Annotated in this window: 29 protein-coding genes; 8 read left to right on the top strand and 21 right to left on the bottom strand. The window is 66.6% G+C overall.

Annotation, left to right across the window (positions count from 1 at the left end):
• Window positions 1-86: 86 nt before the first annotated feature.
• Entirely contained in the window at window positions 87-827 is a 741-nt protein-coding gene (locus tag ACZ1I5_RS15400; protein ID WP_465170114.1) for an SDR family NAD(P)-dependent oxidoreductase, read from the bottom strand.
• 80 nt (window positions 828-907) lie between these two features.
• Here ACZ1I5_RS15400 and ACZ1I5_RS15395 point away from each other — a divergent pair, with 80 nt between their 5' ends.
• Window positions 908-1603, top strand: a complete 696-nt coding sequence (locus ACZ1I5_RS15395) for a TetR/AcrR family transcriptional regulator (protein ID WP_465170113.1) — start codon at window positions 908-910, stop codon at window positions 1601-1603.
• An 84-nt stretch (window positions 1604-1687) separates the two neighbouring features.
• Here ACZ1I5_RS15395 and ACZ1I5_RS15390 read toward each other — a convergent pair whose 3' ends face one another.
• Both ACZ1I5_RS15390 and ACZ1I5_RS15385 read right to left on the bottom strand, forming a co-directional pair.
• Complete coding sequence (locus ACZ1I5_RS15390) at window positions 1688-2929, bottom strand: ABC transporter permease (protein WP_465170112.1); 1242 nt, start codon at window positions 2927-2929, stop codon at window positions 1688-1690.
• Window positions 2926-3864 (bottom strand): ABC transporter ATP-binding protein, encoded by a 939-nt coding sequence (locus ACZ1I5_RS15385; RefSeq protein ID WP_465173982.1) that lies wholly within the window; start codon window positions 3862-3864, stop codon window positions 2926-2928. Before ACZ1I5_RS15385 ends, ACZ1I5_RS15390 begins: the two co-directional genes overlap by 4 nt.
• A gap of 132 nt (window positions 3865-3996) precedes the next feature.
• Between ACZ1I5_RS15385 and queG the strand changes: the two genes are divergently transcribed.
• A complete protein-coding gene (queG, locus tag ACZ1I5_RS15380) occupies window positions 3997-5130 on the top strand; it encodes a tRNA epoxyqueuosine(34) reductase QueG (RefSeq protein WP_465170111.1) in 1134 nt (377 codons plus the stop codon).
• 337 nt (window positions 5131-5467) lie between these two features.
• Here the strand turns inward: queG and ACZ1I5_RS15375 are convergent, their stop codons facing one another.
• Both ACZ1I5_RS15375 and ACZ1I5_RS15370 read right to left on the bottom strand, forming a co-directional pair.
• A complete protein-coding gene (locus ACZ1I5_RS15375) occupies window positions 5468-5848 on the bottom strand; it encodes a hypothetical protein (protein ID WP_465170110.1) in 381 nt (126 codons plus the stop codon).
• A gap of 13 nt (window positions 5849-5861) precedes the next feature.
• Window positions 5862-6542 (bottom strand): EI24 domain-containing protein, encoded by a 681-nt coding sequence (locus ACZ1I5_RS15370; protein WP_465170109.1) that lies wholly within the window; start codon window positions 6540-6542, stop codon window positions 5862-5864.
• A 97-nt stretch (window positions 6543-6639) separates the two neighbouring features.
• Between ACZ1I5_RS15370 and ACZ1I5_RS15365 the strand changes: the two genes are divergently transcribed.
• On the top strand, window positions 6640-7638 hold the full coding sequence (locus ACZ1I5_RS15365) for an adenosine kinase (protein ID WP_465170108.1): 999 nt from the start codon (window positions 6640-6642) through the stop codon (window positions 7636-7638).
• An 82-nt stretch (window positions 7639-7720) separates the two neighbouring features.
• Here the strand turns inward: ACZ1I5_RS15365 and ACZ1I5_RS15360 are convergent, their stop codons facing one another.
• The 7 genes from ACZ1I5_RS15360 to hisB all read right to left on the bottom strand — a co-directional run bounded on the left by ACZ1I5_RS15360 (window position 7721) and on the right by hisB (window position 13187).
• Entirely contained in the window at window positions 7721-9247 is a 1527-nt protein-coding gene (locus ACZ1I5_RS15360) for an amino acid permease (RefSeq protein WP_465170107.1), read from the bottom strand.
• A gap of 158 nt (window positions 9248-9405) precedes the next feature.
• The gene (locus tag ACZ1I5_RS15355; protein WP_465170106.1) at window positions 9406-9783 is read right to left on the bottom strand and encodes an HIT domain-containing protein; all 378 of its coding nucleotides are present in this window, start codon (window positions 9781-9783) and stop codon (window positions 9406-9408) included.
• 118 nt (window positions 9784-9901) lie between these two features.
• Window positions 9902-10222 carry a phosphoribosyl-ATP diphosphatase gene (locus ACZ1I5_RS15350; RefSeq protein WP_465170105.1) on the bottom strand — a complete coding sequence of 107 codons (321 nt, stop codon included), beginning with the start codon at window positions 10220-10222 and terminating at the stop codon, window positions 9902-9904.
• Window positions 10223-10270: 48 nt separating this feature from the next.
• The gene (gene hisF / locus ACZ1I5_RS15345) at window positions 10271-11041 is read right to left on the bottom strand and encodes an imidazole glycerol phosphate synthase subunit HisF (protein WP_465170104.1); all 771 of its coding nucleotides are present in this window, start codon (window positions 11039-11041) and stop codon (window positions 10271-10273) included.
• Between the two features lie 217 nt (window positions 11042-11258).
• Window positions 11259-11993 carry a 1-(5-phosphoribosyl)-5-[(5-phosphoribosylamino)methylideneamino]imidazole-4-carboxamide isomerase gene (hisA, locus tag ACZ1I5_RS15340; RefSeq protein WP_465170103.1) on the bottom strand — a complete coding sequence of 245 codons (735 nt, stop codon included), beginning with the start codon at window positions 11991-11993 and terminating at the stop codon, window positions 11259-11261.
• On the bottom strand, window positions 11990-12601 hold the full coding sequence (gene hisH / locus ACZ1I5_RS15335) for an imidazole glycerol phosphate synthase subunit HisH (RefSeq protein ID WP_465170102.1): 612 nt from the start codon (window positions 12599-12601) through the stop codon (window positions 11990-11992). The genes hisA and hisH overlap by 4 nt, the downstream gene beginning before the upstream one ends.
• The gene (hisB, locus tag ACZ1I5_RS15330; protein ID WP_465170101.1) at window positions 12594-13187 is read right to left on the bottom strand and encodes an imidazoleglycerol-phosphate dehydratase HisB; all 594 of its coding nucleotides are present in this window, start codon (window positions 13185-13187) and stop codon (window positions 12594-12596) included. The genes hisH and hisB overlap by 8 nt, the downstream gene beginning before the upstream one ends.
• Window positions 13188-13273: 86 nt before the next feature.
• Between hisB and ACZ1I5_RS15325 the strand changes: the two genes are divergently transcribed.
• From ACZ1I5_RS15325 to gmk, 4 genes are all read left to right on the top strand, one after another.
• The gene (locus tag ACZ1I5_RS15325) at window positions 13274-13756 is read left to right on the top strand and encodes an SspB family protein (protein WP_272625331.1); all 483 of its coding nucleotides are present in this window, start codon (window positions 13274-13276) and stop codon (window positions 13754-13756) included.
• 99 nt (window positions 13757-13855) lie between these two features.
• Window positions 13856-15244, top strand: coding sequence for a class II fumarate hydratase (gene fumC, locus ACZ1I5_RS15320; RefSeq protein WP_465170100.1), 1389 nt, complete (start codon window positions 13856-13858; stop codon window positions 15242-15244).
• 213 nt (window positions 15245-15457) lie between these two features.
• On the top strand, window positions 15458-15679 hold the full coding sequence (locus ACZ1I5_RS15315) for a hypothetical protein (protein WP_465170099.1): 222 nt from the start codon (window positions 15458-15460) through the stop codon (window positions 15677-15679).
• Between the two features lie 51 nt (window positions 15680-15730).
• The gene (gene gmk / locus ACZ1I5_RS15310) at window positions 15731-16396 is read left to right on the top strand and encodes a guanylate kinase (RefSeq protein WP_465170098.1); all 666 of its coding nucleotides are present in this window, start codon (window positions 15731-15733) and stop codon (window positions 16394-16396) included.
• A gap of 2 nt (window positions 16397-16398) precedes the next feature.
• On the opposite strand, the gene ACZ1I5_RS15305 is transcribed toward gmk, so the two are convergent.
• The 7 genes from ACZ1I5_RS15305 to crcB form a co-directional block, all read right to left on the bottom strand.
• The gene (locus tag ACZ1I5_RS15305; protein WP_465170097.1) at window positions 16399-17082 is read right to left on the bottom strand and encodes an ATP12 family chaperone protein; all 684 of its coding nucleotides are present in this window, start codon (window positions 17080-17082) and stop codon (window positions 16399-16401) included.
• A 1-nt stretch (window position 17083) separates the two neighbouring features.
• Window positions 17084-17305, bottom strand: coding sequence for a hypothetical protein (locus ACZ1I5_RS15300; protein ID WP_465170096.1), 222 nt, complete (start codon window positions 17303-17305; stop codon window positions 17084-17086).
• Window positions 17302-17964 carry an HAD-IA family hydrolase gene (locus ACZ1I5_RS15295; RefSeq protein WP_465170095.1) on the bottom strand — a complete coding sequence of 221 codons (663 nt, stop codon included), beginning with the start codon at window positions 17962-17964 and terminating at the stop codon, window positions 17302-17304. The genes ACZ1I5_RS15300 and ACZ1I5_RS15295 overlap by 4 nt, the downstream gene beginning before the upstream one ends.
• Window positions 17961-18662 carry an FMN-binding negative transcriptional regulator gene (locus tag ACZ1I5_RS15290; RefSeq protein WP_465170094.1) on the bottom strand — a complete coding sequence of 234 codons (702 nt, stop codon included), beginning with the start codon at window positions 18660-18662 and terminating at the stop codon, window positions 17961-17963. Before ACZ1I5_RS15290 ends, ACZ1I5_RS15295 begins: the two co-directional genes overlap by 4 nt.
• A complete protein-coding gene (locus ACZ1I5_RS15285) occupies window positions 18644-18991 on the bottom strand; it encodes a hypothetical protein (RefSeq protein WP_465170093.1) in 348 nt (115 codons plus the stop codon). Before ACZ1I5_RS15285 ends, ACZ1I5_RS15290 begins: the two co-directional genes overlap by 19 nt.
• A gap of 201 nt (window positions 18992-19192) precedes the next feature.
• On the bottom strand, window positions 19193-20302 hold the full coding sequence (locus ACZ1I5_RS15280; protein WP_465170092.1) for an RluA family pseudouridine synthase: 1110 nt from the start codon (window positions 20300-20302) through the stop codon (window positions 19193-19195).
• Complete coding sequence (gene crcB / locus ACZ1I5_RS15275) at window positions 20299-20676, bottom strand: fluoride efflux transporter CrcB (protein WP_465170091.1); 378 nt, start codon at window positions 20674-20676, stop codon at window positions 20299-20301. Before crcB ends, ACZ1I5_RS15280 begins: the two co-directional genes overlap by 4 nt.
• A 133-nt stretch (window positions 20677-20809) precedes the next feature.
• Here crcB and ACZ1I5_RS15270 point away from each other — a divergent pair, with 133 nt between their 5' ends.
• Window positions 20810-21040, top strand: coding sequence for a hypothetical protein (locus ACZ1I5_RS15270; protein WP_465170090.1), 231 nt, complete (start codon window positions 20810-20812; stop codon window positions 21038-21040).
• A gap of 80 nt (window positions 21041-21120) precedes the next feature.
• On the opposite strand, the gene ACZ1I5_RS15265 is transcribed toward ACZ1I5_RS15270, so the two are convergent.
• Together ACZ1I5_RS15265 and ACZ1I5_RS15260 are read right to left on the bottom strand one after the other, a co-directional pair.
• Window positions 21121-21549, bottom strand: a complete 429-nt coding sequence (locus ACZ1I5_RS15265) for an OsmC family protein (RefSeq protein WP_465170089.1) — start codon at window positions 21547-21549, stop codon at window positions 21121-21123.
• A gap of 89 nt (window positions 21550-21638) precedes the next feature.
• Window positions 21639-21950 carry a glycine zipper 2TM domain-containing protein gene (locus ACZ1I5_RS15260; protein ID WP_465170088.1) on the bottom strand — a complete coding sequence of 104 codons (312 nt, stop codon included), beginning with the start codon at window positions 21948-21950 and terminating at the stop codon, window positions 21639-21641.
• Window positions 21951-22100 lie beyond the last annotated feature (150 nt).

Genomic DNA, 22100 nt, shown 5'->3' with positions numbered 1-22100 from the left:
ACGGGATCGGCGAGATGGTGGTTAGCGGCGATGGCCGGGTGACAGCGACGGAGGGGCGCTGACCGCCCCCCAGCCGCCGCGGAGTGTCAGGTCGTCTGTCCGCCGTCCACGGTCAGGATCGCGCCGGTGATATGCCGTGCCGAAGGGCTGGCCAAAAAGGCAACGGCGGCGGCGACATCGTCCGGCGTGCCGTAGCGGCCGAGCGGGCTGAGGCTCCGCTGGAAGTCGGAGAATTCGCCATTGGCCGGGTTCATCTCGGTGTCGGTCGATCCCGGCTGGACGAGGTTGACCGTCACGTCGCGCGGGCCAAGCTCGCGTGCCAGGCCGCGCGTGAAGGAATGCAGCGCGGATTTGGTCATGAAATAGATCGTGCCGGTATCGCCGACGATGCGTTCGGCACCCGCGGAACCGATCGTGACGATGCGCCCGCCCGCGGAAAGATGGGGGATGGCGGCCTGAGCCGCGAGGATCGGGCCGCGTATGTTGACCTTGAGCAGAGCGTCGATCGCCTCGACACTGACGTCCGCGATGGATGCATAGAGCGCGATCGCCGCATTGTTGACGAGGATGTCGAGGCCCCCAAGTGCCGCCGCCGCCTCGTCGACCGAGCGCTTCACCGCTGACGGATCGGCGCTGTCGGCCCGGATCGCTACTGCCTTGCGGCCTTTCTCCTCGATCGCATGGACCACGTCGGCCGCACGCTCGACCGAGCGCTCATAGGTGATGGCGACATCGGCGCCCTTCTCCGCGAGCGCGACTGCGATCGCCGCGCCGATCCCGCGTGATCCACCCGTCACGAGAGCGCGTTTTCCAGCCAGTTCCGTCATCATGGTTACCTTATGTAATGATCGATACATAATTAATATGATCGTTGCCGCGTCACGTCAACGGGATTATATAACGATCGATGCAAAATTCTGACGCTCCGCTCGATACCGCTTCTGCCGCTGCCCGCGGCCGGGGACGGCCGCGCGCCTTCGATCGCGATGCGGCGCTGGAGCGGGCGACCTGGCTTTTCTGGTCGAAGGGATTCGAGGCGACCTCGATCGCCGATCTGACTCAGGCGATGGGCATCGGTGCCCCCAGTCTCTACGCCGCCTTCCGATCCAAGGAGGCGCTCTACGCGGAAGCACTGCGGCATTATGCCGAGACCAACGAGGGCTATGTATGGGCAGGCTTCCGCGTGGCCGAAACCGCGCGCGAGGCCGTCCGGGCCTTGCTCATGGATTCGGCGGCCGCGTTGACGGGTTGCGTCGTGGACATTCCCCGCGGCTGCATGGTCACGCTTTCCTCGGTTGGTAGCGAAGGCCATGCCGAGCTCGGCCAACTCGTCCGGTCGGCCCGTGCGGTCACGCTCGAACGTCTTTTGGCACGTCTCGGTCAGGCCGTGGCCGATGGCGAGATTCCGGCCTCGACAGATATCCACGGGCTCGCCCGCTTCGTGCAGACGCTCCAGAACGGCATGTCGATCCTCGCCCGGGATGGCGCCACGCGCGCGGAGCTGGAAGCGGTCACGGATGTCGCGATGGCCGGCTGGGATGCCAGAACCACTGGCGGCGACGGCGAGGAGCGGGGCTTACTGCGCCGGCCGTTCTCACAATAAGCCTGTTTCGCGCGAGGCGAGTTCCCTGACTTGCTGGTCATCCCGTTCGCACGACGGATGCCAGAGTCGCATCAGGCAGACGCGTCAGCGCCCGATCAGGCCCTTCCAGTTGATCTTGCCGCTGCCTGACTGGAGCACGCCGCGGCGGAAGGCACGGGCGGCGATGGTGATGACGATCGCGACCCACAGCAATTGCCAGGCCAGCGCCGCAAGATGTGGCCAGAGATCCGGCAGGTTCGCCGCGCGCCCGGCCATCGCATAAGGCGAGCTGAACGGGAAAACCTCCACCGCAATTGCCATCCAGCTATTGGGTTTCGATACTGCCTGGACCGACAGGCCGAAGATGATGATCTGCAGGATGGTGATCGGCAGCGACAGGAGCTGCAGCTCGCGCGGGGTGCTGGCCTGGGCGCCGACGCCCATGAACACGGCGCCGAGCAGCATATAGGCCATGGCGAAATAGGCGACGAACAGCAGCGAGAAGACCGGCATGCCGATCGCCGGGCCGATGTCGCGGAACGCGGCGCCGAGCCCCCCCGGCACCAGGACGTCGAGCTGGCTGGCGAGCGTGCCCCAGAAACCGATGAACAACAGCGCCGACCCGAACATGCCGATCAGCTTGCCGAAGAACACTGCCTCGAGCGGGACGGCGGCGGCGAGGATCTCGACCACCTTGTTGCTGCGTTCCTCCGCCATGGTGCCGACCGCCTGGCCCGCGAGGAACAGGGTGAGGAAGAAGATGCCGAACACGGCGAAAAAGGCCGATCGCTTGTTGCCGGTCGGGCTGGGTTCGGCGCGGGCGATCGAAGTCAGGGTCGGTGTGCTGAGCGCGGCGGTGCCGCTCTTCTCCATGCGCAGGGTTTCCTCGGCGAGCTGGGCGAGGAAGTTCGCGTCGCGCCGGCCAAAGCCGCCATAAAGGATCGTCGGGCGGCTTAGGTCGCCGAACATCGCCGCTGAGGCATCGCTGCCCTTGTCGCTGAACGCGATATGCGCCTGGCCGGCGGGATTGTCGGTGGGGGTCTGTACCACCAGCGCCGGTGGCCGGTCGTCGCGCGCATAGAGCTGGCGCAGGCGCGTGTCGGCGGCGCGCATCGCCTCGTGCCGGGCCGGATCGACGATCGCGACGATGCTCGCCTTTTCGACCGAGGCGCTGGTGACGGAGGAGGCGCCCATGCCGCCGATCAGCCCGAAGGACAGCATCAGCACTGGCGTGAACAGGAACACCAGGAACATCGGCGTGAACACGGTCGCGACGAAATCGCGGCGCGCGATGGTCAGGGTCTGGCGGACGAGGCGGCGGAGATTGCCGGGAGGGGAGGCGCTCATGCCGCGACCTCCGTGTCTTCCGTCCGGTCCTTGAGGGCCTCGGGACCGACGATGCGGACAAACGCGTCGTGCAGGCCGGGCCGCTCCATCGCGAGGCCGGAGATGCCGAATCCTCCGTCGATCAATCGTTTCAGGATATCCTCCACCCCGCTGTCGGGCACGATGAAGCGCCAGCCATCGCCGTCGCGTTCTGCATCGGGTGGGAGCAGGGCGGCGATGCCCTCTCCATCGAAATGCGGCACATAATGAGCGCGCATCGGCAGCTTGCCGCGCGCATCCGCCACCGTGCCCTCGAACCGCGCCTTGCCGCCGGCGATGATGGTCAGCCGGTCGCACAGCCGCTCGGCATGCGCCATGACATGAGTCGAGAAGAGGATGGTCGCGCCGCGATCGCGCTGGGCGACGATCAGCGCCTCGAGCCGATCCTGGTTGACCGGATCGAGGCCGGAAAAGGGTTCGTCGAGCACGAGCAGATCGGGTTCGTGCACGACGGACCCGAGCAGCTGGACGAGCTGCGCCATGCCCTTCGAGAGTTTGCGGATCTTGCTGTCGACGGCGTGGCCAAGGCCGGCGCCCTCCATCAGCATGACGGCACGCCTGCGTCCGGTCTTGAGGTCGAGGCCGCGGAGTGCCCCCATGAAGGCGATCGCGTCCTTCGCCCGCATGGCCGGATAGAGGCCGCGCTCCTCGGGCAGATAGCCGACGCGGTCGCTCACTGCGCGCGGATATTCATGGCCGAGCAGGGTGCGGGTGCCGCCATCGGGCTCGATGATGCCGAGCAGCATGCGCAAGGTGGTGGTCTTGCCGGCGCCATTGGGGCCGAGCACGCCGTAGATCAGGCCCTTGGGCACCGCGATGTCGATGCCGTCCACGACGCGGCGGCCACCGAATTTCTTGACCAGCCCGGTAGCGCTGATCGCCAGATTGTCGGTTATCAAGTCTCACCTTCCGTTCGTCCCGAACGGGACGTCACAGGCCAGATACCAGCGCTTCGTTAATGTGTCTCGACCTCTCGACACTTATGGCAGGTGGGTCGCATTTTACGGCCGCTATGGTAGCGGGTGCGCGTGCGCGACGAGATCGCCCTGAATGAAACACTTAAGGCGAAGGCGGCCGAGCTTGGCTTCGCCGCGTGCGGGATTGCGCGTGCCGATGCGGCGCCGCTGACCGCGCAGCGGCTTCGCCAATGGCTGGGCGAGGGCATGCATGGCGACATGATCTGGATGGAAGCCCGCGCGCATCACCGCGAGAGCCCCGCCGGGTTGTGGCCCGAGGTGAAGAGCGTGATCTCGCTGGGCATGAGCTACGCGCCCGCCACTGACCCCTTCGCGCTGGCAAGTGAGGCGGAGAGGGCGCGCATCTCGGTCTATGCGCAGGGCGCGGATTATCACGATGTGATGAAGCGCGCGCTGAAGGCCTTGGCGCGGTGGCTCGTCGCCGAGGTGAAGGACGTGGACCTGAAGGTGTTCGTCGACACCGCGCCGGTGATGGAGAAGCCGCTGGCCGAGGCGGCCGGGCTTGGCTGGCAGGGCAAGCACACCAACCTGGTCAGCCGGGAACATGGCAGCTGGCTGTTCCTCGGCGCGATCTACACGACGCTCGACCTGGTGCCGGACAGACCGGGCCGCCAGACCTGCGGGTCGTGCGACGCCTGCCAGACGGCATGCCCCACGGACGCGTTTCCGGCGCCGTACCGGCTCGATGCGCGGCGGTGCATTTCCTATCTGACGATCGAGCATGCCGGTCCAATCCCGCACGAATTCCGCGCGGCGATGGGCAACCGCATCTATGGCTGCGACGATTGCCTGGCGGTGTGTCCGTGGAACAAGTTCGCGGCGGCGGCTAGCGCGAACAAGGCCTTTGCGCCGCGCGCGGAGCTGGCGGCACCGGCACTGGCGGATCTGCTGGCCTTGGACGATGCTGGCTTTCGCGAGGTGTTCGCCGGATCGCCGATCAAGCGGATCGGGCGGGACCGGATGGTGCGCAACTGCCTGATCGCCGCGGGCAACAGCGGGGCGGCGGGATTGGCCGGGCCGGCGGCAGGATTGCTCGACGACGCGGCACCGGTGGTGCGCGGCGCGGCGATCTGGGCGCTTGGCCGGCTCGATCCGGAGCGCTGGGAAAAGGAACGCACGCTACGGCGCCCGGGCGAGCCGGACGAGACGGTTCTGGCTGAATGGAGCGCCCGTCCGGCCCTGTAAGACGGGCGCTCCGACTCATGCCGACATCCGGATCACGCCGATATGTTGCGCCACGCGGCATCAGCCGCTTTCGCCAGATGCCAGCCATTCTCTCTACGGATCATCTGCCTTCTGCACCCGGTGCAGACGCTGCGGAAATCCTCGCCGTCATGCTTCACCAATCGTCGATCGCGTTTGTGACGCCCCAAGGCACATCGCCAAAGCTGCAAAATGTTCATGTCCAACCCCCCGCCAGGCGGATTGCCTACGGTCCCTCCGCTTCTAACTTTCCGCTGGCGCGATTCGGACTATCACAGCCTGGCTGTGATTTTTAGTGAAAAGCCCGACATGATGGCGACTATCTTGCGGGGTTTCGTCCCACGCTCAACGCCCCGACACAGCTGGCGCGGTCGATCGGGCTGCCGTTGGTCTGCCGCGCATCGACATAGGTGACGACGGCCTCGCCGCGGCCTTTGGGGTAGAGATAGGCATCCAGCACGCAGGTCGCATTGCCGAACTGGAGCTTACGCGCATTGCCCTCGCGCACATCGGCCGCCGGTTTGCCGAACAGGCCGATCAGCGCGTTACCGGTCTGGCCGATCACCCGATCCAGGCCGGTAGTGCCGCCAGGGATCGGAATCGGTACCGGGGCCGCGCGCGCCGGACGGGGGGCCACGCCCGTGTCGCCGCACCCGGCGAGGATCAGTGCGGGCAGCATCGCGAGGGCCAGTTTCTTCATGACGCAAACACCTTCATATCCGCCGTTTTCCATGGAACAGATGCGTTGCCATCGCGGCGCCAAGCACTGGGGCGACGAGGTTGAGAATCGGGATCAGGAACAGACCGGTCCCGGCAAGGCCGAGCAAGAAACGCTGGAAGCTGGTCGAGCCGCGCCAGCTCTTCATGTCCTTGCGCGGCACATGGCGTGCCGCGACCATATCGCCCAGATCCTGGCCGAGCAGCCAGCCGTTCACGACAAAGAACAGCAACGCCGTGCCGACCCCGGTGATCAGCAGCAGCAGGTACAGCGGCGACACGGCAAGGTTGACCAGGATCAGCCGCCCGGCCGAGCCAAGCCCCATCGCCACCGATCGTCCGAACGGCACGTCGCGCGCCTCGGCCAGCGCCTCGGGATAATGTTTCGCCTCGACGGTGGCGACCACCTCGTCGGCGAAAATGCCGATCACCGCGACGGCGATCACGCGGAACAGGAAGAAGCCGGCGAACAGCCATAGCAGCACCGCTGCGGCGCCGGCCCAGCTACCCGCCTCCGGCGTGGCGCCGATCCAGGCGACCAGCCGCACTACCCCGTACCACAGGGCGGCACCGACCAGGAGAAGCACTGTCAGCGTCACCCCGAGCGATTTCAGCAAGACCCTGATGATCTTCGGATCGCCGAGCTGGCCGACAGACAGGAAGAAGGCGCTGAGCATTGGGCCGGTGTAGCCGGGCCTTCTCTCAAGTCCAGACGGTTGCGCTCGTCTGCGTGCCCCTTTACGGCCAGCCGGTATTTCCATTCAGGAGACTGACTTGACCAGCCCAACCTATGACGTGGTTGCGATCGGCAACGCGATCGTCGACGTGCTCTCCCAGGCCGAAGATGCGTTCATCACCGAACAGGGCATGGCCAAGGGCTCGATGCAGCTGATGTTCTCGCCCGAGGACGCCGACGCGCTCTACGCCAAGATGGGCCCGGGGATCGAAGCGAGCGGCGGTTCGGCGGCGAACACCGTCGCGGCGATCGCGGCGCTCGGCGGTCGCGCCGGCTTCATCGGCCAGGTGGCGAACGACCAGCTCGGCGAAGTGTTCGCGCACGATATCCGCGCGACCGGTGTCGCCTTCACCACCGCGGCGCGCGACGGCGAGCCGACCACGGCACGCTGCCTGATCTTCGTCACGCCCGACGGGCAGCGGACGATGAACACCTTTCTCGGCGCGTCGCAGTTCCTGCCCGAGAGTGCGCTCGATCGCGAGCTGATCGCCTCGGGTGCGATCCTGTATCTCGAGGGTTATCTCTGGGATCCCGAGGAACCGCGCAAGGCGATGCGCGCCGCGATCGAGGTCGCGCGCAAGGCCGGCCGCAAGGTCGCCTTCACGCTCAGCGACGTGTTCTGCATCTCGCGCCATGGCGGCGATTTCCGCGACCTGATGGCCAAGGGCCTGGTCGACATCATGTTCGCCAACGAGGCCGAGCTGCTTGCGTTGATGGAGACCGAGGATTTCGAGGCGGCGGTCGAGGCCGCGGCGGCGCAGGTGCCGACCCTGGTGGTGACGCGCAGCGAGAAGGGCGCGATCGCCATCTCCAGCGGCCAGCGCGCGTCGGTGGTGGCGGAGCCGATCGAGAAGGTCGTCGACACCACTGGCGCGGGCGATCTGTTCGCGGCCGGCTTCCTGTCGGGCCAGGCGCAGGGCAAGAGCCTGGAGCAGTCGCTCCGCCTCGGCGCGATCTGCGCGGCGGAGATCATCTCGCACTACGGCGCACGGCCGATGTGCGACATGAAGGCGCTGGTGGCGGAGAAGCTGGGCTAAGCGCTCGCCTTCTTTCGAAACCCACGAAAAAGGGGCCGGGGAGTTGATCCCCGGCCCCTTTTCTTTTTGCCGTGCGGGCCGGTTATTCCGTGATCGGCGGAACCGGCTGCGGCGGCGCATCGGCGTCGGTCTCATGGACCTCGACATGCCCGCGGCCCACATGGCTGCGGCTGTAGCTATAGGAGAAATACACCACCAGCCCGACCGCGGCCCAGCCGAGGAACATCAGCTTGGTCTCCATGCCAAGGCTGAAGAACAGATAGACACAGCCAAGGATGGCGACCGGTGCCGTGAACATGACGCCCGGCGTCCGGAACGGGCGGCGGCGATCCGGGTCGGTCTTGCGCAGCACCATCACCGCGATCGACACCGCCGCAAAGGCGAACAGGGTGCCCGAGTTGGAGATGTCAGCGAGGATGCCGACCGGGAAGAAGGCGGCGAATAGCGCCACGAAGACGCCGGTCAGGATGGTGATGACGTGCGGCGTGTGGAACTTCGGGTGGATCTTCGAGAACATCGCCGGCAGCAGGCCGTCGCGGCTCATCACGAAGAAGATGCGGGTCTGGCCGAACATCATCATCAGGATGACGGACGGCAAGGCGAGACCGGCGGCGAGGCCGATCAAATTGCCGATCTGCGGCCAGCCGATTTCGCGCATCGTCCAGGCCAGGGCTTCCTTGGAACAGACGACGGCGGCATCCTTGATCGCCGCGCACTGGCTGGCAAGTTCGGCGCTGCCTGGTGCCAGCGGCAGCCCGGTCGTGCCCGCAACCGGCTGGGCACCGACACTGCCGATGACGCCGGCGGCGACCAGCAGGTAGAAGACAGTGCAGATCGCAAGCGAGCCGATCAGGCCGATCGGCATGTTGCGTTGCGGGTTCTTGGTTTCCTCGGCTGCGGTCGAGACCGCGTCGAAGCCGACATAGGCGAAGAAGATCGAAGCGGCAGCCGCCGATATGCCGGCAAAGCCGAGCGGCGCAAAGGGCGTGAACTGGTCCATGTTGATGACGGGTACGGCTAGGATGATGAACAAGGTCAGCGCCGACACCTTGATCGCGACGAGCACGGCGTTGACCATGGCGCTTTCCTTGGTGCCGATCACCAGCAGCCAGGTAACCAGCCCCGCGATCAGCATCGCGGGCAGATTGACCAGGCCCCCGTCATAAGGTCCGCGTACCAGCATATTGGGGATATCGATGCCGAACGCATGTTCGATCAGCCCGACGACATAGCCCGACCAGCCGACTGAGACCGCGCCGGCCGCGATGGCATATTCGAGGATCAGCGCCCAGCCGACCATCCACGCGACCAGTTCGCCCATCACCGCATAGCTATAGGTGTAGGCGGAGCCGGAAACCGGCACCATCGCCGCCATTTCCGCGTAGCAGAGCGCAGCGAAGGCGCAGACGAAGCCGGCGATGACGAAGGAGGCCATCATGCCGGGGCCGGCCTTTTGCGCCGCTTCCGCCGTCAGCACGAAGATGCCGGTGCCGATGACCGCGCCGATGCCGAGCATCGTCAGCTGGAAGGCACCTAGCGATCGTGTGAGCGATTTTTTCTCGGCCGTCGCCAATATGGCGTCGAGCGACTTGATGCGTCCGAATATCATGAACGAGGAACCCCCCAGGAGCGACACCGCGGTGCCGCCGGATTTCGCCAATAGCAGCGCTACGGCGCCGCCAAGTTTTTCGATCGCGGGAGCCTAGCCTGAAATCAAGGGGGCGCAATCCCCAAACGCGCGGCGCTCCGGCGGCGCGCCGAAAAGCATCAGCGCGCGAGCATCGGCCCCAGCGGCGCGCCGGCGAAGACATGGACATGGAGGTGCGGCACCTCCTGCCCGGAATGCTGGCCGGTATTGGCGAGCAGCCGGTACCCCGGCGCCACCCCGCCGGCCGCGCGCGCCACCGCACCGACCGCGCGAACGAAGCCGGCGATCTCCGCATCGGACGCCCTGGCGCTGAAATCGTCCCAGGAAACGTAAGGGCCGCGCGGGATCACCAGGATATGCGTCGGCGCCTGCGGATTGATGTCGTGAAAGGCGATGGCGAAATCGTCCTCATAGACGCGCTTCGACGGGATCTCGTCGCGGAGGATCTTCGCGAAGATATTCTGGTCGTCATAGGGCTTGGTGGCGTCGATCGGCATGGCTATTCCCCTCCCGCTTGCGGGAGAGGTCAGGGGAGGGCCTGTCCCCATAGACTCCCGGCGGCATCGATCCTGGACATGCCCTCCCCCGACCCCTCCCGCAAGCGGGAGGGGAGAATTAAGAGGTCCGCCCCGCCTTTTCGTCGATGCCCGACACGCTCTCGCGGCGGCGCAGTTCGGCACGGACATCGTCGAGCGAGACACCGGCATCGGCCAGCAGCACGAGCAGATGGAAGACCAGGTCGGCCGCCTCGCTGGTGATCTCGGTCCGGTCGTCGCGGATCGCGGCGATCACTGTCTCGGTCGCTTCCTCGCCGAGCTTCTGCGCGATCTTGGCGCGCCCGCGCGCGAACAGCTTCGCGACATAGGAGGTGTCGGGATCGCCGCCCTTGCGGGCGCGGATCACGGTTTCGAGCGTGTCGAGGAAATCGTCTGCCATCCACGCGGGCTGCCCCGGACGGGCGCGAAGGTCAATCCCGTTGGGGGTTCAGGCGAAGAGGGGCGTCCGCACCGGCACGCCCGCGGCCGCCAGCGCGGCATGCGCGTCGGCGATGCTTGCCTCGCCGAAATGGAAGATCGACGCCGCCAGCACGGCGCTCGCATGCCCATCCAGCACGCCCGCCACCAGGTCCTGCAGCCCGCCGACTCCGCCCGAGGCGACCACCGGCACCGCGACTTGATCTGCGATGGTGCGGATCAGCGCCAGGTCGTAGCCGTCGCGCGTGCCGTCCCGGTCCATCGAGGTGACGAGCAGCTCGCCCGCGCCGAGCGCGACCAGCTTCAGCGCATGCTCGACCGCGTCGATGCCGGTCTCGCGCCGGCCGCCATGGGTGAACACCTCCCAATGGTCGCCCACCCGCCGCGCGTCGATCGAGGCGACGCAGCACTGGCTGCCGAAGCGGTCAGCGATGTCCGACACCACTTCGGGGCGGGACACGGCGGCCGAATTGACCGCGACCTTGTCCGCGCCGGCGAGCAGCAGCGCGCGCGCATCCTCGGCGCTGCGCACGCCGCCGCCGACCGTGACCGGCATGAAGCACACCTCGGCGGTGCGGCGCACCACGTCGAGGATGGTGCCGCGCGCTTCATGGCTGGCGGTGATGTCGAGGAAGCAGAGCTCGTCCGCCCCAGCCGCATCATAGGCGCGGGCCTGCTCGACCGGATCGCCCGCATCGCGCAGATCGACGAAGTTGACGCCCTTGACGACGCGGCCATTGGCGACGTCGAGGCAGGGGATGACGCGCGCGCGGACGGTCATTCTTCTTGCCCTCCCCCCTTGCGGGCGCAGAGCCGCCGGTTCGTCCCCCGGACGAACCAAAGGGCGGCTCTGCGGGTAGGGGAGAGGGGCCGGCCGCGTCTGCGGCCGAAAAGAATCACCCTCTCCCAGCTACGACTAGGGCCGCGTGAAGAACGCGACCCAAGTCTGCGCAACCCTCTCCCGTCAAGGGAGAGGGAAAGGGAAAGGCGTTCTCCCCTCACGCCGCCGCCGCCACGCTCAGCGCCGCGGCCAGGTCGAGCCGCCCGTCATACAGCGCCCGCCCGGTGATGACGCCTTCGATCCCATCCACCGCATGCAGCGCGAGCACATGGATCTCGGCAATCCCCTTCACCCCGCCCGAGGCGATCACCGGGATCCGCACCGCCCGCGCCAGGTCGACGGTAGCCTCGACGTTGCACCCCTTGAGCATCCCGTCGCGCCCGACATCGGTGAACAGCAGCGAGGCCACGCCCGCATCCTCGAAGCGCCGCGCAAGATCGATCACTGCGACCGTCGAGACATCGGCCCAGCCGCGCGTCGCGACCATGCCGTCACGCGCATCGACCGCGACGACGATGCCGCCTGGGAAATCGCGCGCGGCCTCGCGCACCAGCTCCGGATTCTCCAGCGCGGCGGTGCCGATCACCACGCGCGACACGCCCAAATCGAACCAGCGCTCGATCGCGGCGCGGTCGCGGATGCCGCCGCCCAGCTGGACATGGCCGGGGAAGCGCTCGACGATCGCCTTCACCGCCTCGCCATTGACAGAAGCGCCGGCAAAAGCGCCGTCGAGATCGACGACATGGAGGTATTCGGCGCCCTGTCCGGCGAAGATCATCGCCTGGGCGGCGGGATCGTCGCCATACACGGTCGCCCGGTCCATATCGCCCTCGGCGAGGCGCACGACCTGGCCGCCCTTCAGATCGATCGCCGGGAAAACGATGAGGCTCATGGCCGCCACTCCAGAAAACGTGCGAGCAGCTCCAGCCCGTAACGCTGGCTCTTCTCGGGATGGAACTGCACGCCAAGCATATTGTCGCGCCCGATCGCCGCGGCGACGGGGCCGGCGTGATCGGTGCTGGCGATCACATCCGCGCCTTCGAACGCATAGCTGTGCAGGAAATAAGCCTCGCCCGGCTCGATCAGCGGATGCTGCACGGAAGGGACGACGTCGTTCCACCCCATATGCGGTACCTTGGCCGTGGGATCGGCGGGGGTGAGCAGGCGAACGCTGCCGCTGATCCAGCCCAGGCCCGGATGAATCCCATTCTCCTCGCCGGCATCGGCCATCAGCTGCATGCCGACGCAGACGCCAAGGAACGGCGCGCCTTCCCGCCGCACGCGGCGGTCGATCGCCTCGACCATGCCCGGCACCGCGCGCAGCGCCGAGGCGCAGGCCCCGAACGCACCCACGCCGGGCAGCACGATCCGGTCGGCCCGCGCGACAACATCAGCGGAATCGGTGATCGCGACATTGCCGGCGCCGGCCGCTTTCAGGGCATTGGCGACTGAATGGAGATTGCCCGCGCCGTAATCGATCAGCGCCAGCGTCTCAGCCACCCAGCATCCCCTTGGTCGAGGGAATCGCGTCCGCCTTGCGCGGGTCGATCTCGACCGCGGTGCGCAGCGCCCGGGCCAGGCCCTTGAACGCGCTCTCGATGATATGGTGGTTGTTCCTGCCGTACAGCGTCTCGACATGGAGCGTCAGGCCCGCCGAACCGGCAAAGCTGTGGAACCAGTGCTCGAACATCTCGGTGTCCATCTCGCCGAGGCGCTTCTGCGAGAACTCGCATTTCCACACGAGATAGGGCCGGCCCGAGATGTCGAGCGCGACGCGGGTCAGCGTCTCGTCCATCGGCGACAGCGCGTCGCCATAACGGCGAATGCCCTTCTTGTCGGCAAGCGCCCTGGCGACCGCCTCGCCGATCGCGATGCCGACATCCTCCACCGTGTGGTGCTGGTCGATATGCAGGTCGCCGACCGCCTTCACGTTGAGGTCGATCAGCGAATGGCGCGAGAGCTGCTCCAGCATATGATCGAAGAAACCGATGCCGGTCTCGATCGTGTAGCTGCCGGTGCCGTCAAGGTTGACGGTCACGTCGATCTTTGTCTCCTGGGTGGAGCGCGAGATGGTGGCGGTGCGCATGCGCATCCCCATAGCGTGCGCTCCCCATCATGCAATCTTGCTCGGACAATCTTGACGGGGTTTCAAAGGCCGCTAGTCCATGCGCGATGAGCGATGGCCTGCCCGATAGCCTGATTCCCTATGACGAGATCGTCCAGGAGGCCCTGCGCGCCGTGGTCGGCCGTGTTCTCGGCTCCGTCGCCGAGAATGGCGGACTGCCCGGCGACCATCATTTCTACATCACCTTCAAGACTCAGGCGGCCGGCGTCGACATCCCGCAGCGCCTTATCGAGCGTTTCCCGGACGAGATGACGATCGTGATGCAGAACCGCTATTGGGATCTGGTCGTCGACGATACCGGCTTCTCGATCGGGCTGAGCTTCAATCAGGTGCCCTCGAAACTGGTCATCCCCTATGCGGCGGTGACGGGTTTCCACGATCCCTCGGTCAATTTCGAGCTGCGTTTCCAGGCACAGGAAGGCCCCGAAGGCCCCGATCCGCACGATGAAGCGGAGAATGACGGCCCGACCGTCACGCCGGTCGAGGACGGATCGAACGTCGTCTCGGTGGATTTCAAGCGGAAGAAGTGACCTTCCGTTCGCGCTGAGCTTGTCGAAGCGCTGTCCTGCCTCCACTTCTGCGGCAAGAAAAGCAGCCCTTCGACAAGCTCAGGGCGAACGGAGGTTTGCGTGACTCAGGAAACCCGCACCGAAACCGATTCGATCGGCGCCATCGAAGTGCCCTCCGACGCCTATTGGGGCGCCCAGACTCAGCGCTCGATCGAGAATTTCCCGTTCGGCGCGACCGAGCGCATGCCGATCGGCATCGTCCATGCCCTTGCGCTGGTGAAGCAGGCCGCCGCGCGGGTGAACCGGGCGCATGGACTGGACCCGAAGGTCGCCGACGCGATCGAAGCCGCCGCGGCCGAAGTCGCGAGCGGCAAGCTCGACGATCAGTTCCCTTTGGTCATCTGGCAGACCGGCTCCGGCACCCAGAGCAACATGAACGTCAACGAAGTGATCGCCGGCCGCGCCAACGAGATGCTGGCGGGCACGCGCGGCGGCAAGGTGCCGGTCCATCCGAACGATCACGTCAATATGAGCCAGTCGTCCAACGACAGCTTCCCGACCGCGCTGCATATCGCCGCGGCGATGGCGGCGACGCAGCGGCTGCTCCCCGCGCTCGACCGGCTGCACGATGCGCTTGAGGCGAAGGCGACTGCCTGGACCGGCATCGTAAAGATCGGCCGCACGCACCTTCAGGACGCGACGCCCGTCACGCTCGGCCAGGAATTCGGCGGCTATGCCAACCAGCTCTATCGCTGCCGCGCGCGCATCACGCCCGGAGTAGTGCACGGCATGTGCCAGCTCGCCCAGGGGGGGACCGCGGTCGGCACCGGCCTCAACGCGCCGAAGGATTTCGGCGAGGCGATCGCGGCGCAGCTTTCGGACCTCACCGGGCTGCCCTTCTTCACCGCCGAGAACAAGTTCGAGGCGCTCGCCTCGAACGATCCGATCGTCCATCTCTCGGGCACGCTCAACACGCTGGCGGTGGCGCTGACCAAGATCGCCAACGATATCCGCCTGCTCGGCTCCGGTCCGCGCTCGGGCATCGGCGAACTCGATCTGCCGGCGAACGAGCCGGGCAGCTCGATCATGCCGGGCAAGGTCAACCCCACCCAATGCGAGATGCTGACCATGGTTTCGGCCCAGGTGATGGGCAACAATGCCGCGATCACCATCGGCGGGTTGCAGGGGCATCTCGAGCTCAACGTGTTCAAGCCGCTGATCGGGGCGAACCTGCTGCGCTCTATCCATCTGCTGAGCGTCGGCATGGAGGGATTCGCCGAACGCTGCGTCGACGGGCTCGAGCCGAATCGCGGGCGCATCGCCGAGCTGGTCGACCGGTCGCTGATGCTGGTGACGGCGCTGGCGCCCGAGATCGGTTACGACAATGCCGCGAAGATCGCCAAGCACGCCCATGCCGAGGGGCTGACGCTCAAGGAGGCGGGGCTCGACTTGGGCCTGGTGGACGCCGCGACCTTCGACCGGCTCGTGCGGCCGGAAACGATGGTGTGAAAATTCCTCCCCGAGCTTGCTCGGGGAGGGGGACCGCCCGCTTCTTCAGCGGGTGGTGGAAGGGCTTGGAGTGCGTGACTGACGTTCCGCACTCCAAGCCCCTCCACCATTCGCCGGAAGAGGCGAATGGTCCCCCTCCCCGTTCCGGGGAGGAACTAAAGGGAACCACCCGCCGCCTCACGCGCTCTCCACCCCGCAACAAGGGAACGTCCAATGAAAGCCAGCACCATCATCGGCGGCCTGATCGGCAGCGCGATCGACAAGCGCAGCGGCGACGACAGCAGTGTGGACGGCGCGCTGATCGGCGCCGGCGTGGTGACTGCGGCGCGGGTGATCGTGCCGATCGCGGTGACCTTCGCCGTCGGCTGGCTGGCGCTGCGCGGCCTGAGCAAGCTCACCGATTCAGTGCTTGGCCAGCGTCCCACCGAAAGCTGATCTGCGGCAAGACGGGTTGACGGCGGCGGTACGCCCGCGCCACTAGCGCGCATGGACGCCCATGATCCCGATCCGCACGGCTTCAAACGCCGCGGTGTACTCTTTGTTCTTTCCTCGCCGTCAGGCGCCGGCAAGTCGACGATCGCGCGCAAGCTGCGCGAGGACCAGCCCGAGCTGGTCGTCTCGGTTTCCTACACCACCCGGCCGATGCGCCCGGGCGAGGTGGACGGCGTCGACTATCATTTCGTCGACCTCGAAACCTTCCGGACGATGGTCGCGAATCACGAATTCCTCGAATGGGCGCATGTCTTCGGCCATCGCTACGGCACGCCAAAGGCGCAGGTCTGGAACGTGCTCGAACAGGGGCGCGACATCCTGTTCGACATCGACTGGCAGGGCGCGCAGCAGCTCCACCAGCTCGCCGGCGGCGATATCGTCCGCGTCTTCATCCTGCCGCCCTCGATGGCCGAACTGCGCACCCGGCTCGAGCGCCGCGCGACCGATACGCCTGAAGTGATCGACGCGCGCATGGACCGCGCGGCGAACGAGGTCAGCCACTGGGACGGCTATGACTATGTCCTGGTCAACGACAATGTCGACCATTGCTTCGAGTGCGTGACGACGATCCTCGCGGCCGAACGCCTGAAGCGCTCGCGCCAGACCGGGATCATCGGTTTCATCCGCAAGCTGATCCGGACCTCTCCAACGGGCGAGTGAGCCTAGCGAATCAGGGTTAGGAACCGAACCCCCGCATCGAAATCCCGACGCCGCGATTCGAGCGCGCCGAGCGACAGCTCGTCCCGGCCCCATTGCTCGGCCTGCCAGTCCTCGTCGAGCTCGACTGCGCGCCACACTTCCTCCGCCGTCGCCGCGCCTTCGGCCAGCGCCAGCGCCGCGACCAGCGATCCGCCGATGGTGACGATGGGGGACAGGCCCGCCAGCTCCCACGCGTTCCGCGCGGCAATCGCTTCGGCCAGCCGCGCGATCGTCGCGGGCGGCTGGGGCTTGTGCATCACGCCCGCGGCGATCTCGAAATGCACATCGTAGCGCGTCCGCGCCCAGTCGAGGATCGGGTCCCACAAGGCGGCCTGCCGCGCGACCAGATCGTCGGGGCTCTCGGCGCGGTAACAGAGCAGGTCGCTCTCCCCGAACGCAGCGAGCGCGGCGGAAAAGGCGGCGGGGTCGATCCGCTCGATCGCTGCATTGGCGAGCCCGGTCAGCGGCATTGCGCGGGGATCGATCTCGGCGCCTTCTGCCACGGCGCGCCATTCCTCGGCGACGGCTTCGGCCAGCGCGGGGGTGGGGAGGACGAGCGGCTGCTTGCCGGGCGTCCGCACCGGCTTGCCGTCGAGCGCGATGCCGCGATCCTCGCCGATCGCCACGCTTTTCCAGAATCTCTTCACATCAGGCCTCGGGCGGGGTCCGCCAGCGCCGGGCGAGCGAGCGCGGCACGGTCGCGATCATCACCAGCGCCGACAGCACGATCGCGACCCCCAGGATCTTCGGGCCCAGCGTCTGCGCGCGGCCGAGCAGCACGACGCCGAAGATCGCGCCGGCCGATCCAGCAACCCGGGTGAGCGTCATCGCCAGCCAGCGGTTGCGGGCGGTTGTATCGGGGTCGGTCATACCGTCTCCATATGGTCGGGCAGGCTCGCCACCGTCGTGGCCACGACATGCGCCCCCGCGGCGAACAATTCTTCGGGCGGATGATAGCCCCAGGCGACGCCCAATGCCCGCGTGCCCGCCGCGCGCGCCATCATCATGTCATAGCTGGTGTCGCCGATCATCACCGTCGTTGCGGGCGAGGCGCCGGCCTCGGCCATCGCCAGCTCGATCATCGAAGGGTGCGGCTTGGACGGGTGGCGATCGGCAGTCTGCAAGGTGACGAAGCGGCCGGCGATGCCGTGATGCGCCAGGATATGGGCAAGGCCGCGATCCGACTTGCCGGTCGCGACGCCGAACAGCCAGCCGGCCTTTGCCAGCGCGTCGAGCGCGTCGATCATGCCCTCGAACAGCGGTTCCTCGTCCATCGCGCCCGACTGGCGCAAGGCGAAGAAGCTGGATTTGTAATCGTCGGCGAGCACCCGGTGCCGCTCTTCGTCGAGGTCGGGGCTGAGCGCCGCGATCGCGTCGACCAGGCTCAGGCCGATGATGCGGCGGATCGCTTCTCGTTCCGGGGCGACGAGCCCGCCGATCCTGAACGCCTCCTCCATCGACTGGCAGATATTGGCCTGGCTATCGACCAGCGTGCCGTCGCAATCGAACAGGGCAAGGCGGTTGGTCATGCGTTCCTCATCGGGCTTTGCCTCATCAGATCGGCGAGCGCGGCGTTGCCGCTGCGGTCGAGCCCGTCGATCGCGCCAAGGCGATCGGCCTCCGGCTTGTTCTGGCCCAGCTTGTTGGTGCCGCGCACCGCCTCGATCGTCACCTCGAAACCGATGATCGCGCGCAGCATCGCGCGGAAACGCGCATCGTCCATCTTGGCGCGGGTCCAGGGGTTTTCGGGGACCACGCGTGGCTCATGGATCGCGGCGAGCGTATCGAGCTGCTCGATCAGGCCCTGCTCGTCGATCGCCCGGGCAACGCCCTCGATCTCGACCGCGACATAATTCCAGGTCGGCACCTGCTGGACCGGATCGGCATACCAGTTGGGCGTGATGTACCCGTCAGGCCCGGCGATGCTCAGGATCACCCGGGCGCCGTCGAGCAGCGGGGCGAGCCGGTTGCCGCGCGCCAGATGGAAGCGGAGGTGCTGGTCGCCCGCCGGCACGATCGGCGCGTGCGCGACCATCGGCCCGTCGCTGGTCGCGGCGAAGAGGTGCGCAAAGCCCCGCACGAACGCCCAGTCGAGCATCGCGGCATCGCTGTCGAAGCGGAAGGCCTTGTTAGGGTGCATGACATTGGCCGTAGCGTCCCGGTCGCGGGAATCAATTGCCTGCTGCGGCGGCAGGTCGATGCCGAGCTCTAGTACGCCGGTTTGCAATGGCCGATATCGAACCCGATGGCGCAAACATGGCTATCCACGATCTGCCGTTTACGCGCGCGATATAGGTCGGCGCTCACCGGATCATGCTCTCCAAAGCGTGCGCCGAGGGCGCGTCGTGTGTTGGCCACCGCCGCCGCGCGCGCATAACCATCACAGTTTCGAGCGAAGCGCGAGGCCTGTGGATAGCTGACCGGACGTAGCGCGGCAGCCGAGTGAGCCCGTTCCACCATGCAACGACGAAAGGCTGTCTCGGGGTTTTCCTCGCCTCCACTACAGCCGGCAAGAGCGGCGAGACACGTTACGGCCGTGAAGAAATGCGTCAGCATATGGCAAGGGTACGGCGCGATTTTGATTTGGACAATGTCGGGCTGACAAGAGTCAGAAGAAGGCCTCAATTAAAGACAATCTCTTGAGTTCTATCAGGTGAATGTCAGCAACCCTGATGATATTTTGAATGTCACGGCTTGGTCCAACCAGATTTCCAAGCGTGGCACACCATCGCCGTGGCATTGCCGTCCCGACCGGCCTTAGGCGCTCCCGCGGCTCCGGCGTTCGCCGCGGCGGGCCTTGCGCACCGTCTTGGCGTGGGCCTTGGCCTGCTGCTTCTTGACCGCCTTGTTCGGCGGGGGCGGGGTGTCGAGCGGCATGTTGTTGCCGAGCATCTCGTCGAAGCCGAGTTGCTTCAGGCTTTCCGCGAAATGCTGGGGCAGCTCAGCCTGGATATCGATCTTGCCGCCATCGGGATGGTCGACCGCGATGCGCCGCGAATGCAGGTGCATCTTGCGGCTGATCCCGCCGGTCAGGAACGCGGCCTGGCCGCCATATTTGCCGTCGCCGACGATCGGATGGCCGATCGCCGCCATGTGCACGCGCAGCTGGTGCGTGCGGCCGGTATGCGGGATCAGCTCGACCCAGGCAGTGGTGTTGCCGGCGCTCTCGATCACGCGGTAGCGCGACCGGGCGAGCTGGCCCTCCTTCTCGTCGACATGCATCTTCTCGCCGCCGCTGCCGGGCTGCTTGGCGATCGGCAGGTCGATCGTGCCGTCCTCGATCGACGGCACACCGACGATCAGCGCCCAATAGGTCTTCTTGGCGCTGCGCGAGGAAAAGGCCTTGGCGAAGAAGGCGGCCGCGCGGGTGGTCCGCGCGATCAGCAGGGCGCCGCTCGTGTCCTTGTCGAGCCGGTGGACCAGCTTGGGCCGGCTCTCGCCCTCGAACTGCAGGCCGTCGAGCAGGCCGTCGACATGCTCGTGCGTCTTGGTGCCGCCCTGCGTGGCGAGACCCGCTGGCTTGTTGATGACGATCGCCTGCTTGTCGCGGTGGATCACCGTTTCGCGGATGAAGTCGGTTTGCTCCTCGCTGAGCGGCGGGCGCTCGCGCTTTTGCGGCGCATCGACCCGGACCGGCTCGGCTGGCGGCACGCGGATCGACTGGCCGGCGACGATGCGGTCGCCCGGTGTGGCGCGCGCGCCATCGATGCGCAGCTGCCCGGTCCGCGCCCATTTGGCGACGGTGGTGAAGCTGGTGTCGGGCAGATGCCGCTTGAACCAGCGATCGAGCCGGATGCCGTCGTCATCGGCGCCGACGTTGAACTGGCGGACGTTTGCCTCATCCTTGGTGTTGGGCTTGTCGCTCATGCCGCCACCCGTACCAGCGCAAGGCCGGCGAACAGGGCGGCGATCGCGCCGATCATCGAGAGGAGGATGTAGAACAGCGCCATGCCGAGGTCACCGCGCTGGATCATCGTCACCACGTCGAGCGAGAAGGCCGAGAAAGTCGTGTAACCGCCAAGCACGCCGACGCCGAGCAGCAGGCGCCAGTTCTCGCCCGGAACGGCCATCCGCGCGAGGCTGCCGACCAGCAGGCCCATGGCGAAACCGCCGATCAGATTCACGGCGAGCGTGCCATAGGGAAAGGCCGGGCCGAACGCGGAGAGCGTCGCCCGCCCGGTAAGATAGCGCGCGCCGGAGCCGACGGCACCGCCGAGCATCACGAGAAGAAGTTGGAACATCGCGCCGCGTTAGCGCGGATTGGAGGAAATGAGAACCTTGCCGGCGAATCGGCGATTTCCGACCCGCCTTTCCCGCATATTTGTTTGCCGCGACATACTTGCGTCGGCGGCCAGTGGCCGCCATCATTGAGACATGGGAATCATCGTCAACATCATCTCGTTCCTGATCGGGCTGGTCGCGTTGCCGATCGCGCTGGTCGGGCTGGTGCCGTTCCTGGGCATCGCGAATTATTTCGCGATCCCCATCGCGGCGTTCGGCACGCTCGTCGGCATATTGTCGGGCTACAAATCGGGCCGGAACTTCAACATTATCGTCATCATCATCGCGATGATCCGCCTGTTCCTGGGTGGCGGCCTCATCTGAAACGCGGGCCCATGGCTCAAACGAAAGGGCCCGGCGATCGCTCGCCGGGCCCTTCGTCGTTTCGGGCCGATCGTCGAGAATCAGGCGTTGAGGCGATGGGTCAGGGTGATTTCCGCGTTCAGCACCTTGGACACCGGGCAATTCGCCTTGGCGTCCGCCGCGATCTCGGCGAACTGGTCAGCGTCGATCCCGTCGATCGTCGCGCTGAGGTCCAGGTCGGAACGGGTGATGGTGAAGCCGTCACCCTGCTTTTCGAGCGTCACCTTCGCGCTCGTCTCCAGCGTGCCGCCCGAGAAGCCGGCGCGGGCGAGGGCGAAGCTCAGTGCCATGGTGAAGCAGCTGGCATGCGCTGCCGCGATCAGCTCCTCGGGGTTGGTGCCCGGGCCTTCCTCGAACCGGCTGCTGAACCCATAGGGCGTGTCGGCAAGCGCGCCTGATTGAGTCGAGACGTGGCCGACGCCGTCCTTGCCGAAGCCCTGGTACCGGGCCGATCCGCTGCGAGTCGTCATATTGGGTCTCCTGCGATGGGGAGGCCCGAATACACGAAGGGCGCGACTTGCGCCGCGCCCTTCACCGTTATTTCCGTAAAAGAAATCGTTTAGCGGCAGCGACGCTTGCTGCCGCCGCGATCGATCTCGCGACCGGCGAGTCCGCCCAGGACCGCGCCGCCAAGCGTGCCGACCGTGCGGTCGCCGCTGGTGTCGATCGTGCGGCCGAGCAGGGCGCCGCCCACCGCGCCGACGAGCAGACCGGTCGTGCCGTCCGACTTGCGGCAATAGGTGCGGCCGTCACGACCGCGCCATTCCTTGTACCTGTACTGCTTGCGGGCTTCGGCGCTGCTGACCGGAACGGCCATGGTTGCCGGGATCACCAGCGAGGCGGCAACAGCCGCCATGATCATCTTACGCATCTTCTACTCCCTTGCGTTGAATCAATATCAGGGGCGTAACGCTTCCGGTTTGGCCGAAGTTGCATGAACCTAAAACAACGTGCCGTTCATCGCCGCGCGGGATCGGAGAGGGAGCGGATTCTTCTCCACGATATCCACGTTATCCACAGC

It is taken from the genome of Sphingomonas sp. BL-S-30 (assembly GCF_055521475.1).
Note: the sequence above shows the minus strand (reverse complement) of the source record. Positions and strands in the feature narration are given on the sequence as shown.

Coding starts and splice junctions, on each gene's coding strand:
- ACZ1I5_RS15400 (WP_465170114.1), bottom strand. CDS start 827: ATGACGGAACTGGCTGGAAAACGCGCTCTCGTGACGGGTGGATCACGC.
- ACZ1I5_RS15395 (WP_465170113.1), top strand. CDS start 908: ATGCAAAATTCTGACGCTCCGCTCGATACCGCTTCTGCCGCTGCCCGC.
- ACZ1I5_RS15390 (WP_465170112.1), bottom strand. CDS start 2,929: ATGAGCGCCTCCCCTCCCGGCAATCTCCGCCGCCTCGTCCGCCAGACC.
- ACZ1I5_RS15375 (WP_465170110.1), bottom strand. CDS start 5,848: ATGAAGAAACTGGCCCTCGCGATGCTGCCCGCACTGATCCTCGCCGGG.
- ACZ1I5_RS15370 (WP_465170109.1), bottom strand. CDS start 6,542: ATGCTCAGCGCCTTCTTCCTGTCTGTCGGCCAGCTCGGCGATCCGAAG.
- ACZ1I5_RS15360 (WP_465170107.1), bottom strand. CDS start 9,247: ATGATATTCGGACGCATCAAGTCGCTCGACGCCATATTGGCGACGGCC.
- ACZ1I5_RS15355 (WP_465170106.1), bottom strand. CDS start 9,783: ATGCCGATCGACGCCACCAAGCCCTATGACGACCAGAATATCTTCGCG.
- ACZ1I5_RS15350 (WP_465170105.1), bottom strand. CDS start 10,222: ATGGCAGACGATTTCCTCGACACGCTCGAAACCGTGATCCGCGCCCGC.
- hisF (WP_465170104.1), bottom strand. CDS start 11,041: ATGACCGTCCGCGCGCGCGTCATCCCCTGCCTCGACGTCGCCAATGGC.
- hisA (WP_465170103.1), bottom strand. CDS start 11,993: ATGAGCCTCATCGTTTTCCCGGCGATCGATCTGAAGGGCGGCCAGGTC.
- hisB (WP_465170101.1), bottom strand. CDS start 13,187: ATGCGCACCGCCACCATCTCGCGCTCCACCCAGGAGACAAAGATCGAC.
- ACZ1I5_RS15325 (WP_272625331.1), top strand. CDS start 13,274: ATGAGCGATGGCCTGCCCGATAGCCTGATTCCCTATGACGAGATCGTC.
- ACZ1I5_RS15315 (WP_465170099.1), top strand. CDS start 15,458: ATGAAAGCCAGCACCATCATCGGCGGCCTGATCGGCAGCGCGATCGAC.
- gmk (WP_465170098.1), top strand. CDS start 15,731: ATGGACGCCCATGATCCCGATCCGCACGGCTTCAAACGCCGCGGTGTA.
- ACZ1I5_RS15300 (WP_465170096.1), bottom strand. CDS start 17,305: ATGACCGACCCCGATACAACCGCCCGCAACCGCTGGCTGGCGATGACG.
- ACZ1I5_RS15295 (WP_465170095.1), bottom strand. CDS start 17,964: ATGACCAACCGCCTTGCCCTGTTCGATTGCGACGGCACGCTGGTCGAT.
- ACZ1I5_RS15285 (WP_465170093.1), bottom strand. CDS start 18,991: ATGCTGACGCATTTCTTCACGGCCGTAACGTGTCTCGCCGCTCTTGCC.
- ACZ1I5_RS15280 (WP_465170092.1), bottom strand. CDS start 20,302: ATGAGCGACAAGCCCAACACCAAGGATGAGGCAAACGTCCGCCAGTTC.
- crcB (WP_465170091.1), bottom strand. CDS start 20,676: ATGTTCCAACTTCTTCTCGTGATGCTCGGCGGTGCCGTCGGCTCCGGC.
- ACZ1I5_RS15270 (WP_465170090.1), top strand. CDS start 20,810: ATGGGAATCATCGTCAACATCATCTCGTTCCTGATCGGGCTGGTCGCG.
- ACZ1I5_RS15265 (WP_465170089.1), bottom strand. CDS start 21,549: ATGACGACTCGCAGCGGATCGGCCCGGTACCAGGGCTTCGGCAAGGAC.
- ACZ1I5_RS15260 (WP_465170088.1), bottom strand. CDS start 21,950: ATGCGTAAGATGATCATGGCGGCTGTTGCCGCCTCGCTGGTGATCCCG.